The sequence below is a fragment of the Diaphorobacter sp. ED-3 genome (assembly GCF_027625375.1).
Taxonomy (GTDB): domain Bacteria; phylum Pseudomonadota; class Gammaproteobacteria; order Burkholderiales; family Burkholderiaceae_C; genus Diaphorobacter; species Diaphorobacter nitroreducens.
In genome coordinates this window covers 241129-254589 of record NZ_CP115182.1, presented here as the reverse complement: position 1 = coordinate 254589, position 13461 = coordinate 241129, and the positions used below count along the sequence as shown (strand labels likewise).

12 protein-coding genes are annotated in these 13461 nt (G+C 68.7%); 3 read left to right on the top strand and 9 right to left on the bottom strand.

What is annotated here, in order from left to right:
• Window positions 1-146 precede the first annotated feature (146 nt).
• Window positions 147-1451 carry a Glu/Leu/Phe/Val family dehydrogenase gene (locus PCQ86_RS01210; protein WP_011803604.1) on the top strand — a complete coding sequence of 435 codons (1305 nt, stop codon included), beginning with the start codon at window positions 147-149 and terminating at the stop codon, window positions 1449-1451.
• 352 nt (window positions 1452-1803) lie between these two features.
• Complete coding sequence (locus PCQ86_RS01205) at window positions 1804-2784, top strand: porin (RefSeq protein ID WP_270174673.1); 981 nt, start codon at window positions 1804-1806, stop codon at window positions 2782-2784.
• 7 nt (window positions 2785-2791) lie between these two features.
• Here PCQ86_RS01205 and PCQ86_RS01200 read toward each other — a convergent pair whose 3' ends face one another.
• Entirely contained in the window at window positions 2792-4078 is a 1287-nt protein-coding gene (locus PCQ86_RS01200; protein WP_270175472.1) for a CaiB/BaiF CoA transferase family protein, read from the bottom strand.
• 128 nt (window positions 4079-4206) lie between these two features.
• Here PCQ86_RS01200 and PCQ86_RS01195 point away from each other — a divergent pair, with 128 nt between their 5' ends.
• A complete protein-coding gene (locus tag PCQ86_RS01195) occupies window positions 4207-5121 on the top strand; it encodes a LysR substrate-binding domain-containing protein (protein WP_252101628.1) in 915 nt (304 codons plus the stop codon).
• A gap of 76 nt (window positions 5122-5197) precedes the next feature.
• On the opposite strand, the gene PCQ86_RS01190 is transcribed toward PCQ86_RS01195, so the two are convergent.
• The 8 genes from PCQ86_RS01190 to PCQ86_RS01155 form a co-directional block, all read right to left on the bottom strand.
• Window positions 5198-5620, bottom strand: coding sequence for a PaaI family thioesterase (locus PCQ86_RS01190; RefSeq protein ID WP_270174672.1), 423 nt, complete (start codon window positions 5618-5620; stop codon window positions 5198-5200).
• Window positions 5617-6774 carry an acyl-CoA dehydrogenase family protein gene (locus PCQ86_RS01185; RefSeq protein WP_012655252.1) on the bottom strand — a complete coding sequence of 386 codons (1158 nt, stop codon included), beginning with the start codon at window positions 6772-6774 and terminating at the stop codon, window positions 5617-5619. Before PCQ86_RS01185 ends, PCQ86_RS01190 begins: the two co-directional genes overlap by 4 nt.
• Window positions 6775-6800: 26 nt before the next feature.
• Entirely contained in the window at window positions 6801-8009 is a 1209-nt protein-coding gene (locus PCQ86_RS01180; protein ID WP_270174671.1) for a thiolase, read from the bottom strand.
• Window positions 8006-8389 carry a Zn-ribbon domain-containing OB-fold protein gene (locus tag PCQ86_RS01175; protein WP_270174670.1) on the bottom strand — a complete coding sequence of 128 codons (384 nt, stop codon included), beginning with the start codon at window positions 8387-8389 and terminating at the stop codon, window positions 8006-8008. Before PCQ86_RS01175 ends, PCQ86_RS01180 begins: the two co-directional genes overlap by 4 nt.
• Window positions 8390-8484: 95 nt before the next feature.
• A complete protein-coding gene (locus PCQ86_RS01170) occupies window positions 8485-9462 on the bottom strand; it encodes a tripartite tricarboxylate transporter substrate binding protein (RefSeq protein ID WP_270174669.1) in 978 nt (325 codons plus the stop codon).
• Between the two features lie 17 nt (window positions 9463-9479).
• A complete protein-coding gene (locus PCQ86_RS01165) occupies window positions 9480-10994 on the bottom strand; it encodes a class I adenylate-forming enzyme family protein (protein WP_270174668.1) in 1515 nt (504 codons plus the stop codon).
• A 1-nt stretch (window position 10995) separates the two neighbouring features.
• On the bottom strand, window positions 10996-11970 hold the full coding sequence (locus PCQ86_RS01160) for a Bug family tripartite tricarboxylate transporter substrate binding protein (protein ID WP_088887927.1): 975 nt from the start codon (window positions 11968-11970) through the stop codon (window positions 10996-10998).
• A gap of 259 nt (window positions 11971-12229) precedes the next feature.
• Window positions 12230-13438: an acetyl-CoA C-acetyltransferase gene (locus tag PCQ86_RS01155; RefSeq protein WP_270174667.1), complete on the bottom strand. Its 1209-nt coding sequence runs from the start codon at window positions 13436-13438 to the stop codon at window positions 12230-12232.
• Window positions 13439-13461: the final 23 nt, after the last annotated feature.

Here is a 13461-nt window from a genome sequence, read left to right as displayed (position 1 = left end):
CCTTTTAAAGGAGCAAATTTCACCAAGACGCGGGCATGGCAAGGTTATGCATCGAATGCATTAGATGGAAACATGGCGGCGTTGGACAGCCCTGGGCGACAGGCATAAAGTGCTTCGCTTGGTAGACATTCCCCAAGGAATTCCGCATGTCCAACACCCCCAACCCACCCCTTCCCACCCACGCGCTGCCGTCCTATCTGGACCCCAACCACCTCGGCCCCTGGGGGGTGTATCTGCAGCAAATCGACCGCGTCACCCCTTATCTGGGCAGCCTGGCGCGCTGGGTGGAGACGCTGAAGCGCCCCAAGCGTGCGCTGATCGTGGATGTGCCCATTGAGCTGGACAACGGCACGATCGCCCACTTCGAGGGCTACCGCGTGCAGCACAACGTCAGCCGAGGCCCGGGCAAGGGCGGTGTGCGCTTTCACCAGGACGTGACCCTGTCCGAAGTCATGGCCCTGTCGGCCTGGATGAGCATCAAGAACGCGGCCGTGAACGTGCCCTACGGTGGCGCCAAGGGCGGCATCCGCGTCGACCCCAAGACCCTGTCGAAGGCCGAGCTGGAGCGCCTGACGCGCCGCTACACCAGCGAGATCGGCATCATCATCGGCCCCTCCAAGGACATTCCCGCCCCCGACGTGAACACCAACGCCCAGGTCATGGCCTGGATGATGGACACCTATTCCATGAACGTGGGCACCACCGCCACCGGCGTGGTCACGGGCAAGCCCGTGGACCTGGGTGGCTCGCTGGGCCGCGTGGAGGCCACGGGCCGCGGCGTGTTCACCGTGGGCGTGGAGGCCGCGCGCCTGACCGGCATGGCCATCGAGGGTGCGCGCGTGGCCGTGCAGGGCTTTGGCAACGTGGGTGGCACGGCCGGCAAGCTGTTTGCCGAGGCCGGCGCCAAGGTGGTGGCGGTGCAGGACCACACCGGCAGCATCCACAACGACAAGGGTCTGGACGTGCCGGCGCTGCTGGCGCACGTGCAGCGAACCGGCGGCGTGGGCGGATTCGCCGGCGCCGAGCCCATGGCCAACGACGCCTTCTGGGGCGTGGCCTGCGACATCCTGATCCCCGCAGCGCTGGAGAGCCAGATCACCAAGGACAACGCGGGACGGATCCAGGCCAAGATGGTGATCGAGGGCGCCAACGGCCCCACCACCCCCGAGGCCGACGACATCCTCAACGACAAGGGCGTACTGGTGCTGCCCGACGTGATCTCCAACGCCGGCGGCGTGACGGTCAGCTACTTCGAGTGGGTGCAGGACTTCTCCAGCTTCTTCTGGACCGAGGACGAGATCAACGCCCGCCTGGTGCGCATCATGAAAGAGGCCTTCGCGGGCGTGTGGCAGGTGGCGCAGGAGAACAAGGTCACGCTGCGCACGGCGACCTTCATCGTGGCCTGCAAGCGCATCCTGCATGCGCGCGAGATGCGCGGCCTGTACCCCTGAAACGGCCCGCTCCGTGCGCAAGGCGGCCTGCGGGCCGCCTTTTTCTTTGCCTGCCCTTCCCGGCCCCGGCGCACGCGCATACGGGACATCGCGGATGGCGCGCGCGCACCCCATTTTTATAATCGGCCGTGCAGACTGCCCTTGGCGGCCTGCATGCGCCCTTTTGTTCGGGCAGGCCGCAGTCCCTGTGGCCACCTGCAATCCCGAACCGTCTGCCGGGCGCGTCATCGCGCTGGCCATTCCTACGATGGCCAGTTTCATTGCTCTCCCTGCTGCCTGCGGCAGCGCCACGCCCATGCCTTCCCCGCGAGGGAGCGGCAGGGCGTTTCATCACACAAGGAGTCTCCCCAGGATGCGCATGTCCCAATGCCTGCCTCTCAGTTTTGCCACCCTCGCCGCCCTCGCCCTGCCGGCCACCGCGCAGTCGCAAGTGACCATCAGCGGCTATCTGGACACCGGCGTCTTTCGTGACTACGACAAGACCCGCAAGCTGGGGACGATCCAGCGCAGCCATCTGGCGGTGGCCGGCACGGAAGACCTGGGCGGTGGCCTCAAGGCCAACTTCCGCCTGAGCACACGCTTCGAGCTGGACACGGGGCAATCCGAAGGGGCGGGCAGCAAGCCCTTCTGGCATGACGAATCCACCGTGGGCCTGCAAGGCGGCTGGGGCCAGTTGCGCCTGGGCCGCGCCCTCAGCGCGATGTGGAGCCAGGAATGGAAGTTCGACGCCTTCTCCAACTTCAACCGCATTGCCTCCACCGCCTGGCACATGGCCCACTACTACACGCCCACCGACCGCGCCAGCAACAACGGGGCCGCGGAATATGGACGCATGACCAACGGCATCTACTACGACTCGCCCACCTGGGACGGCTTCTCGTTCAATGCCAGCGCCGCGACCGAGCGCACCCAGGCACCCGGCCGCGACGGGCGCGGCGGCTCGGTGGCACTGAACTACGACCAGGGCCCGGTGGCCGCCATGGTGGGCTACGAGCGCAACGGCAGCGGTGACAAGGACCTGTTCCTGGGCGGTCTCTACCGCCTGGGCGCCGCCACGCTGATGATGGCCTACGACCACAGCCGCGCGGGGAGCAGCCCCGATACGTCGCGCATGGTGTCGGTGGGCGGCAGCTACGCCCTGGGTGTCACCACGCTGCGCGCCAGCTATGGCCGCCAGCGGCTGAACGACGAGGTGACCCACCACATGGCGTCACTGGGGGCGGAGTACAACCTGTCCAAGCGCACCATGCTCTACGCGAGCCTGGGGCACCAGCGCTACGAACACAACCCCTCGCGCACGGCGTTCGGCGTGGGCGTGGCCCACGCCTTCTGACGCTGCCTCAGAGCACGCGCTGCGCGCGCAGCGCCTGCAGTTGCACGGCATCCAGCCCCAGCCGCTCGCGCAGCACCTCGTCGGTGTGCTGACCCAGTGCGGGCGGGGCATAGCGCAGGGTGACGGGCGTATCGGACAAGCGCAGCGGGCTGGCGGTGGTCACCACGCGGTTGACCACCTCGCCGGCCGGCGGCTGGGCGCCGGGGTAGCGCTGCTGCTCCACGCGCAGTCCGCGTGCGCGCACCTGCGCATCGTCGAACGCCTGGCCGACGTGGTTGATCGGGCCGCAGGGCACGGCCTTGTCCTCCAACAGCGCGATCCAGGCGGCCGTGGGCCGCGTGCGCGTGAGGGCGGCCATCAGGGGGATCAGCGTCTCACGGTGGGTCACCCGGCCGGCGTTGGTGGCAAAGCGTTCGTCGCCGGCCCAGTCGGTACCCGCCGCTTCGCAAAAGCGCGCGAACTGCCCATCGTTGCCGATGGCCAGCAGCATGTTGCCATCCTGCGTGGGAAAGTCCTGGTAGGGCACGACGCTGGGGTGGGTGTTGCCCTGGCGCTTCGGAATGTTGCCGGCGTTGAGGAAGCCCGCACCCTGGTTGGCCAGCACCGCCATGGCCACGTCCAGCAACGCCATGTCGATGTGCTGGCCGCGTCCCGTGCGGTGGCGCGCCTCCAGCGCACCCAGGATGGCGGTGGTGGCATACATGCCGGTGAACAGGTCGATCACAGCCACGCCCACGCGCATCGGGCCGCCGCCAGGCTCGCCATCGGCATGGCCGGTGATGCTCATGAGGCCGCTCATGGCCTGGATCAGCAGGTCGTAGCCGGCCCGCGGCGCATACGGCCCGGTGTGGCCGAAGCCGGTGACCGAGCAGTAGATCAGGCGCGGGTTCAGGGCCGACAGGCTTTCGTAGTCCAGCCCGTAGCGCTTGAGGCCGCCGGTCTTGAAGTTCTCCACCACCACATCGCTTTGCTGGGCCAGCTCGCGGATCAGCCGCTGCCCCTCGGGCGTGGCCATGTCCACGGTGACGGAGCGCTTGTTGCGGTTGCAGGCGGCGAAGTAGCAGGCGTGTTCGCTCGGCTGGCCGTCGGCATCGGGAAAGAACGGCGGGCCCCAGTGGCGCGTGTCGTCGCCATCGCCGGGCTTCTCGATCTTGATCACGTCGGCGCCCATGTCGGCCAGGTTCTGGGTGCACCATGGGCCGGCCAGCACGCGCGATAGGTCGAGCACGCGCAGATGGCCGAGCGCGCCGGCGCGGCCTGCGCCAGGGGAAGAGGAAGAATCAGGGGTGGTCATGGACAGGCGGTGGTTGCCGAGCGGAAGGCGCATGGTACGGCCCGCCCCGGCGCCGCGGCTTTGCATTTGTGAAAGCTGGCGTTCACGCAGGGCCGCCATGGTATCCAGCGCTTTCTACAATGCCGGCCATGGCCATGCATTTCGATCTTGTGGATCTGCGCCTGATGGTGCACATCGCCGACGCCAACAGCATGACGCGCGGCGCGGAACTCTCCTTCATCTCCCTGCCGGCGGCCAGCACGCGCATCAAGAACCTGGAAGAAAGCATCGGCACCAAGCTGCTGTACCGCACCAGCCAGGGCGTGACGCTCACACCGCCGGGCCAGGCCTTCGTGTCCCACGCGCGCATGGTGCTCGGGCAGATCGAACACCTGCGCGGCGACATGCAGGAATACGTGCGCGGCATCAAGGGCCATGTGCGCGTGTTCGCCAACACCACCTCTCTGGGCGAATTCCTGCCGCCGGTGCTGCGGCACTTCCTGCGCCGCAACCCCGACGTGAACATCGACCTGCGTGAGCGCCTGTCGCACGACATCGTGCGCGCCGTGACCGAGGGGCAGACCGACATCGGCATCGTCGCCGGCCTGGTGCGCACCGAGAACCTGGAGACCCTGCCCTACCGCCGCGACCGGCTGGTGTTGGTGGTCCCCAAGGGCCATGCCCTCGACGGCGAGATGCAGATCGACTTTGCCGACACGCTGGAGCTGGACTACGTGGGGCTGCACGAATCCAGCGCCATCCATGCCTTCCTGCGCCACGCCAGCGACCAGCTGCACCGCCCGATCAAGCTGCGCATCCAGGTCGGCAACTTCGAGACAGCCTGCCGCATGATCGAGGCCGGCGTGGGCGTGGGCGTGCTGCCCGAGTCCGCCGCCAGCCGCCATGCGCAGGCCATGGACATCGCCATCGTGCCGCTGTCGGACGCCTGGTCGGTGCGCGAGATGCAGATCTGCGTGCGCAGCATGGAGGCCCTGCCCAGCTTTGCGCAGGAACTGGTGGACCTGCTGGTGGCCGATGCGCATGGGCGGCTGCAGCTGGAGTGACCGCCGCAGCCGCTGCGGCCCGCGCGATCTTTGAGTGAAATTGGCCTCTAGCCCTTGCTATACAAGCGCTAGCAGCTCACTTTTTTGAATCAAGCGTGGTCGGCACCAGCCAATACTTGAAGGTGCCGTGTGCGGTGGCCACGAGCTGGCCGTCCTCGTCCAGCAGTTGGCCCGCGCAACTGCACAGGCTGCGCGTGGCATGCACCACCCAGCCTTCGGCCAGCAGCGCGCCGCGCCCCGGGCGGTGAAAGCGGCTGCTCATCTCCACCGTCACCGCGGTCTGCGAGGGCGCCTCGGGCAGCTCGCCCGCGGCGCGCGACATCACGGAATCCAGCAGCGCCATGACCACGCCGCCATGCGCAGCGGGTAACTGGTTGAGCAGTTCCTCGCGCAGGTGCGGCAGGCGCACCTGCACTTTGCCCGGCGGCGCCGGCACCTGCGCGGCGCCGATCAGGCGCATGAAGGCGCTGCGGTCCACCAGCGGCGGAGCCCCGCTCATGCGGCGCGCGCCTCACGCACCATGTTGCGCGCGATGATGATCTGCTGGATCTGCGTCGTGCCCTCGTACAGGCGGAACAGGCGCACGTCGCGGTAAAAGCGCTCGATGCCGTACTCGGCCATGTAGCCTGCGCCGCCCAGGATCTGCACCGCGCGGTCGGCCACGCGGCCGCACATCTCGGTGGCAAACATCTTGGCGCACGAGGCCTCGGTGGAGACGTTGTGCCCGTCGTCGCGGCGGCGCGCGGCGTCAATGGTCATGCATTCGGCGGCGTACAGCTCGGCCTGGCTATCGGCCAGCATGGCCTGCACCAGCTGGAAGTCGCAGATGGGCTGGCCGAACTGCTTGCGCTCCAGGGCATATGCGAGTGCGTCGCGCAGGATGCGCTGGGCCACGCCCACCGCCACCGCGGCGATGTGGATGCGGCCCTTTTCCAGCACCTTCATGGCGGTCTTGAAGCCGCGGCCCTCCTGCAGGCCGATGAGGTTGGCCGCCGGCACCTTGACGTTGTCGAAGATCACGTCGCAGGTGTGGGCGCCGCGCTGGCCCATCTTTTTGTCGTACTTGCCAAAGCTGATGCCGGGCGTCTTGGCGTCCACGATGAACGAGGACACGCCGCCCGCGCCCTTGTCGGCCGGGTTGGTGCGTGCCATGAGCGTGAACATGCCGGCGTGCGGCGCATTGGTGATGTAGCGCTTGGTGCCGTTGACGATGTAGTGGTCGCCGTCCTTGATGGCCGTGGTGCGCAGCGATGCGGCGTCCGATCCCGCCTCGGGTTCGGTCAGCGCGAACGAGGCGATGACCTCGCCGGTGGCCAGCTTGGGCAGCCACTGGGCCTGCTGCTCGGGCGTGCCATCCATCAGGATGCCCTGCGAGCCGATGCCCACGGTGGTGCCGATGATCGAGCGGAAGGCCGGCGCCGTCTGGCACAGCTCGAACAGTACGCGGCATTCCTCCTCCATCGTCAGCTCCAGGCCGCCGAACTTCTCGGGAATGGTCATGCCGAACAGGCCCAGCTCGCGCATCTCCTGCACGATGGACTCGGGAATTTCATCGGTCTCGGCCACTTCGTTCTCGGCCGGCACCAGGCGTTCTCGCACAAAGCGGCGCACGCTGTCGAGCAGGGCTTCCAGGATGTCTGGGTCGCGGATCATGAGGGTTCTTTCTTCGGTATGCGGGTTCAGAGGGTGTCGGCGGTGCCGAGCACGGCGGTGGACTGGCTGGACAGCGTGCCGCCGTTGCCATGCACCACGGCGGTGTCATGACGCGATAGCTGGCGCGCGCCGGCCTCGCCACGCAGTTGGCGCACGGCCTCGATCAGCGCAAAGATGCCGTACATGCCCGGGTGCACGCACGACAGGCCGCCGCCGTTGGTGTTCACGGCCAGGCGCCCGCCGGGCGCGATGCCGCCGTTCTGCACGAAGGCGCCGCCCTCGCCCTTGGCACAGAAGCCCAGGTCTTCCAGGAACAGCAGGGTGTTGATGGTGAAAGCGTCGTACACCTGGGCCATGTCCATGTCTTTGGCCTGCAAACCCGCCATCGCGAAGGCCTGGGCGCCCGACTGCGCTGCCGCGGTGGTCGTCAGGTCGGGCATGCAGGAGATCTGGCGGTTCCAGATGGCCGTGGCATTGCCCAGCACATAGACGGGCGGATTGGGCAGGTCGCGCGCGCGCTCGGCGCGGGTGAGCACGAGGGCGCCGCCACCGTCCGTCACCAGGCAGCAGTCGCGCACGGTGAGCGGGCTGGCGATCGGCCGGGCCGCCAGCACATCCTCGATGGTGAGCGGGTCGCGCATGAACGCCTCGGGGTTCTGCTGCGCCCAGGCGCGTGCGGCCACGGCCACCTCGGCCAGTTGTTCGCGCGTGGTGCCGAATTCGTGCATGTGGCGCGCGGCGGCCAGCGCATAGGCGGACACGGGCAGCACCGGCTCATACGGGAATTCGTACGGCTGCGGGTCCAGGAAGCGGCGTGCGGCCACGCTTTCCTTGCGCCCGAAGGTGGCCGAGCGCTGCGCGCTGCCGTAGCACACCAGCACGGCCTTGCACTGACCGGCCTCCAGCGCGCGGATGGCGGGCAGCAGGTGGGCGATGAAGCTGGAGCCACCGATCATCGTGCCATCCACATAGGTCGGGTTGATGCCGAGGTGTTCGATCACCGGCATGGTCCACATGCTGGCGTTCACACTGCAGGTGGCCAGGCCGTCGATGTCCTGCATGGTCAGGCCCGCGTCGGCCACGGCCGCGTGCGCCGCGCGCACCAGCAGCGTCATGTCGTCCATGCCGGGCGCCTCGCCGCAGCCGTAGGTGGCAGCGCCGACGATGGCTGTGCGGCCGCGCAGCGGCCGGTTCACGGCGGCAGCGTCCAGGGGGGATTGCGGAACGCGGCTCATGCAGCACCCCCTTGCGCTGCGGGCTGGAACAGCACCAGGCCACGCCCGTCCTTCTGCGCCACGCGGGCCTGCACCCGCTGGCCGATGCGCACGTCTTCGGGCGCCACGCCCTCCACGCGGCTCATCATGCGCACACCTTCATCCAGATCGATCAGCGCGACGTTGTAGCTGCCCCCCGCGTCCGCCTTGCGTGCGATGGTGGTGGCGGAATACACGGTGCCCAGGCCGCTGGCGCGCACCCAGCGCAGCGGGCTGGCGCCGCAATGCGGGCACAGCTCGCGCGGCGTGAATACGTGGTTCTTGCACTGCGGGCAGTGCTGCAGGCAGAAGCGGCCGGCATCCAGCTCGGCCTGGTAGTGGGTCTGTGCGCTCAGGTGCATGGGATTCTTCGAGTCTTCGGAGTACGAGGCACAGCATGCCCCGGCCACCGCATCACTTCAATTCGACAATCTGAAAGGGCGTCTTCGCCGCGGCATCAACCCAGCGTGATCCCCGCCGTCTTGATCACCTTGGCCCACTTGTCCAGCTCGCCGCGCAGGCGCTGGCGCATCTGCTCCTGCGTGCCGGGATCGGCCTCGGCGCCGGCGTCCAGCAGGCGCTGGCGCACGGCGGGGTCTTTCATCGCGGTGTTGAAGTCGGCGTTGATCTTGTCCAGCACGGCCTGGGGCGTCTTGGCGGGCGCGAACAACGCGGCCCACGAATACGCCTCATAGCCCGGCAGGCCCGATTCCACGCCCGTGGGCACGTCGGGCAGCATGGCCGACCGCTGGCGGCTGGCCACGCCCAGCACCTTCACGCGGCCGCTCTTGATGTGCTGCAGCGCCGTGGGTGCGTCGCTGAACATGAGCTGCACCTGGCCGCCCAGCAGGTCGTTCATCGCGGGTGCGCTGCCCTTGTAGGGAATGTGCTGCAGCTTGGTCCCCGCCTCCATGTTGAACAGCTCGCCCGCCAGGTGCGTGCCGCCCCCGTTGCCCGACGAGCCATAGGCCAGCGGCGTGCCCTTTTTGGCCAGCGCGATCAGCTCCTGGATGGTGTTGGCCGGCACCGAGGGGTGCGCCACGATGAACACCGGGAACATGGCCGCAAAGCTGATGGGCGCGAAGTCCTTCTCGATGTCGTAGGGCAGCTTGCCCATCAACGATGGGTTGACCGAGTGGTGGATGGCACCCACGAAGAGGCCGTAACCGTCGGGTGCCTCCTTGGCGGCGGCCGTGGCGCCCACCACGCCGCCCGCGCCGGCGCGGTTGTCGATGACGGTGGGCGTCTTCCAGATCTCGGACAGCCTGTGGCTGAAGACGCGGGCGGTGGTGTCCACCGGGCCGCCGGGCGGGAACGGCACGATGAAGCGCACGGGCTTGCTGGGCCAGGGGTCGGCCGCGAGCGCCGCCAGCGGATGGGCGGCGGCAAGCAGGCTGCCGGCGATGAAGTTGCGGCGGGAGGGGGTGGAATGCATGGTGTGTCTCCTATCGTTCAGGTGGTCAGGCCCAAGGCCTGGTCTTTCAGGGTGCGCTTGAGCACCTTGCCGTTGGTATTGGTGGGCAGTTCGCTCAGGGCGACGATGTGGGACGGGCGCTTGTAGGGCGCGAGCAGCTCGCGCAAATGGGACTGCATGGCATCGGCATCCAGCGCGGCGCCGGGGCGCAACTCCACAAAGGCCACGATCTCCTCGTTGCCGTCCTCCACCGTGCGGCCCACCACGGCCGAGCGCTGCACGCTGGGGTGGGTGTTGAGCGCGGTTTCCACCTCGGCGGGGTAGACGTTGAAGCCCGAGCGGATGATCATTTCCTTCAGACGCCCCACGACGAACAGCGCGCCGTCGGCATGCATCTCGCCCAGGTCGCCGCTGGCGTACCAGCCACCTTCGCGCATCACCGCGGCCGTGGCCGCGGGGTCGCGGAAGTAGCCGGGCATCAGCCCCCGGCCGCGGATCCACAGCTCACCGCGCTCGCCCAGCGGCAGCGGCTCGCCGGTAGCCGGGTCGGTCACGCGCACCTCGGCCTCGGCCACGGCGTAGCCGGCACTGGTGTCGGGCCGCTGCTCGCCCAGGCGCGTGAGGTGCACCGAACCCGCGTATTCCGACAGGCCGTAGCCGTGGTGCAGCGCCTGGCCGAAGGCGGCCTCCACGCGCTGCTTCAGCGCCAGGTCGAGCGGGCCCGCTCCGGTGTAGAGATAGCGCAGCGCTGGCGCCTCGGGCCGCTGGATGCCGCGCTCCTGCAGATGCGCCAGCAGGCGCGAGAACAGCGCGGGCGGCCCCTGTAGCTGCGACACGCCATGGTGGGCCAGCGCATCCAGCAGGTCGTCGGGATCGAACTGCGGACGCATCACGAGCTGCGCGCCGGCCAGCAGCGAGCTGATCAGCACCGTGCCCAGACCGAAGATGTGGGTCATGGGCACAAAGGCGTAGCTGCGGTCCTGCGGACCCAGCGCACGCGATGCCCCCGACACGCGCGCGAAGTGGATCAGCGCATCGTGCGTGAGCATCACGCCCTTGGGCTGGCCCGTGGTGCTCGAGGTGAAGATCAGCGAGGCGACCGTATCGCGCAGCGCACCTGCCTCGGGCTGCGCGTCCTGGAGAACCGCGCCGTGCTGCATGCCCGGCAGCGCGGAATCGACCGCCGCGAAGCGCTGGGCATGCGCGGCGGCGCTGCGCGATGCCGCAGCCGTGAAGAACACCACGCGCGCATCGGCCTTGCCGACGAAGGCGTCGATCTCGGCCGGTGCCATGCGTGCGTTCACGCCGCAGGACCAGGCGCCCACGCGGCTGCAGGCCAGGATCAGCGCAGCATGCTCGGGGCAGTTCTCGGCCACCACCAGCACGCGGTCGCCAGGGCGCACATCCAGGGCCCGCAGTTCGGCCTCGGCCGTGTCGGTGAGCGCGCCCAGGTCGGCAAAACTCAGGCTGCGGCCGTCCGGCAGATGAATGAAGGGCCGCGCGGGCGCCTCGGCCAGCCAGCGGTCCAGCAGGTGATGGATGCGCTCTGCCATCTCAATCCACGGTGATGCCCTGGGTCACCGTGGCCCACATGGCGCGCTCCTGGGCGCCGCGCTCGGCCAGCTTCTGCGGCGCGCCGGTCCACTCGTCGTAGCCCAGTTCCTTGTAGCGCTTCTTCAGCTCGGGCTGCTGCAACGCTGCATTGACGGCCTTGTTGAGCTTGGCCACCAGCTCGGGCGACATGCCCTTGGGACCATAGACGCCGTACCAACCACCCACGTCGAAGCCCTTGAGGCCGTCGATGCCCGACTCGGCGAACGTGGGCACGTCCGGCAGCGAGGCATTGCGCTGCGGCGAGGTGACGGCAACGGCGCGCACCTTGCCGCTGTGGATGTAGGCGCTGGCGGTGCTGATGATGTCCAGCATCATGTTGAGCTGGCCGCCGATCACGTCCGTCATCGCCGGAGCGTTGCCCTTGTAGGGGATGTGGTTCATCTCGATGCCGCTGCGCTTGGCGAACAGCAGCGCGCCCAGATGGTTGGAGCCGCCCACACCGGCCGAGCCGTAGGCGAGCTTGCCCGGATTGGACTTGGCGGTGGCCACCAACTCGCGCACGCTCTTGTAGGGCTCGTTGTTGTTCACCACCAGCACGTTGTAGTAGCTCAGGATGGGCGCCACGGGCGTCAGGTCCTTGGCCGGGTCGAACGGCATCTTGGTCATCACATTGGGGCTGATGGTGATGGTGGGGCTGGCCGCAAACCACAGCGTCATGCCATCGGGCTTGGACCGCACGACCTCGCTGCCGGCAATGGTGGCGTTGGCGCCGGTCTTGTTTTCCACCATGACCGGCATGCCCAGTTCCTTGGACAGCGCCGGTGCGAACAGGCGCGCCCCCTGGTCCACGGGGCCGCCCGCGGCGTAGCCCACGATGAGGCGCACGGGCTGGCCGTCCTGCGCGGCGGCAGGCAGAGCGAAGGCGAAAGGCGCCAGGGCCAGGGCGGCCGTGGCGAGACGACGGGAAGCGGGCATGGTGTGTCTCCTGATGTTGTAGGTAACGCGGGCACCGCTGGGGCGGAGGGCCAGCGCGTTGGCAGCAATGGTGCGGCCCGGTGCGCACGCTGGGAATCTGCTTTTGCCAAAGCCGGGGTTCAGGTGTCCTTAGGGCCAGGCCAACAACGCGCACGCTGGCGCGCGCCTTGCACCGCAGCCGTGCAAGGCGCCAGGTCACGCAGTCACACGCGGCGGTCTGCGGCGGCGCAGATCCACCGCTCAGTGCAAGGGCCGCGCGTCAGACGCGCTCGAACACCGCGGCGATGCCCTGGCCGCCGCCGATGCACATGGTCTCCAGGCCGTAGCGGCCCTTGCGGCGCTGCAGCTCGTGCAGCAGCGTGGCCAGGATGCGCACGCCCGTGGCGCCGATGGGGTGGCCCAGCGAGATGCCCGAGCCGTTGACGTTGAGCTTGTGCGCGATGGCATCCTGGTCCTGCCATTCCCAGCCCTTGAGCACGGCCAGCACCTGGCAGGCAAAGGCCTCGTTGAGCTCCACCAAGTCCATGTCGTCGATCGTGAGGTTCAGCCGCGCGAGCAGCTTCTTCACGGCCGGCACCGGGCCGATGCCCATGTGCGAGGGCTCGCAGCCCGCGGCCGCCCAGCCCACCAGCGTGGCCATGGGCGTGAGGCCCAGCTCGGCCAGCTTGTCCTCGGCCACGATCAGGCAGGCGGCCGAGGCATCGTTTTGCTGGCTGGCGTTGCCGGCGGTCACGGTGCCGTTCGGCATCAGCACGCGCAGCTTGGCCAGGCTCTCGGGCGTGACGTCGGCGCGAAAGCCCTCATCGCGGGCAAACGTGACCGGCTCGCCCTTGCGCTGCGGCACCTGCACGGGAACGATTTCGTCGGCAAAGCGGCCCGCCTCCCAGGCGGCCGCCGCGCGCTGGTGGCTGCGCAGCGCGAAGGCGTCGGCCTCCTCGCGCGTAATGCCATAGTCGCGCGCCAGGTTCTCCGCCGTCTCGATCATTCCGGAGATCTTGCCGAAGCGCTCCACCGGCTGCGAGCGCTCGCGCCCGCGGTCCAGGCGGTCGTAGAAGCGCACGTTGCCCGAGCGCGCGCCCCAGCGCATGTCGGTGCTGTAGTACTCGATGTTGCTCATGCTCTCCACGCCGCCGGCGATGACCACGTCGGCGGCGCCGCTTTGCACCATCATCGACGCGGTGACGATGGCCTGCAGGCCGCCGCCGCAGCGCCGGTCCAGCTGCATGCCCGGCACCGACACCGGCAGGCCCGCCTGCAGCGCGGCCCAGCGGCCCACGCAGGGCACCTCGCTGTTGGCGTACGACTGGGCCATGACCACGTCGTCGATGCGCGCGGGGTCGATGCCACTTCTCTCAACCACGGCGCGCACCGTGGTGGCGGCCAGCTCCTCGACGGGCACGGGCCGCAGGCTGCCGCCAAAGGTGCCAACGGGGGTGCGGACGGGGGTGACGATGGCGGCTCTGCGCATGGTGTTGCTCCTTGAAATATGAA

Bases quoted from the DNA above. Each gene is read 5' to 3' on its own strand.
- PCQ86_RS01210 (WP_011803604.1), top strand. From the start codon at position 147: ATGTCCAACACCCCCAACCCACCCCTTCCCACCCACGCGCTGCCGTCC.
- PCQ86_RS01205 (WP_270174673.1), top strand. From the start codon at position 1,804: ATGCGCATGTCCCAATGCCTGCCTCTCAGTTTTGCCACCCTCGCCGCC.
- PCQ86_RS01200 (WP_270175472.1), bottom strand. From the start codon at position 4,078: ATGACCACCCCTGATTCTTCCTCTTCCCCTGGCGCAGGCCGCGCCGGC.
- PCQ86_RS01195 (WP_252101628.1), top strand. From the start codon at position 4,207: ATGGCCATGCATTTCGATCTTGTGGATCTGCGCCTGATGGTGCACATC.
- PCQ86_RS01190 (WP_270174672.1), bottom strand. From the start codon at position 5,620: ATGAGCGGGGCTCCGCCGCTGGTGGACCGCAGCGCCTTCATGCGCCTG.
- PCQ86_RS01185 (WP_012655252.1), bottom strand. From the start codon at position 6,774: ATGATCCGCGACCCAGACATCCTGGAAGCCCTGCTCGACAGCGTGCGC.
- PCQ86_RS01180 (WP_270174671.1), bottom strand. From the start codon at position 8,009: ATGAGCCGCGTTCCGCAATCCCCCCTGGACGCTGCCGCCGTGAACCGG.
- PCQ86_RS01175 (WP_270174670.1), bottom strand. From the start codon at position 8,389: ATGCACCTGAGCGCACAGACCCACTACCAGGCCGAGCTGGATGCCGGC.
- PCQ86_RS01170 (WP_270174669.1), bottom strand. From the start codon at position 9,462: ATGCATTCCACCCCCTCCCGCCGCAACTTCATCGCCGGCAGCCTGCTT.
- PCQ86_RS01165 (WP_270174668.1), bottom strand. From the start codon at position 10,994: ATGGCAGAGCGCATCCATCACCTGCTGGACCGCTGGCTGGCCGAGGCG.
- PCQ86_RS01160 (WP_088887927.1), bottom strand. From the start codon at position 11,970: ATGCCCGCTTCCCGTCGTCTCGCCACGGCCGCCCTGGCCCTGGCGCCT.
- PCQ86_RS01155 (WP_270174667.1), bottom strand. From the start codon at position 13,438: ATGCGCAGAGCCGCCATCGTCACCCCCGTCCGCACCCCCGTTGGCACC.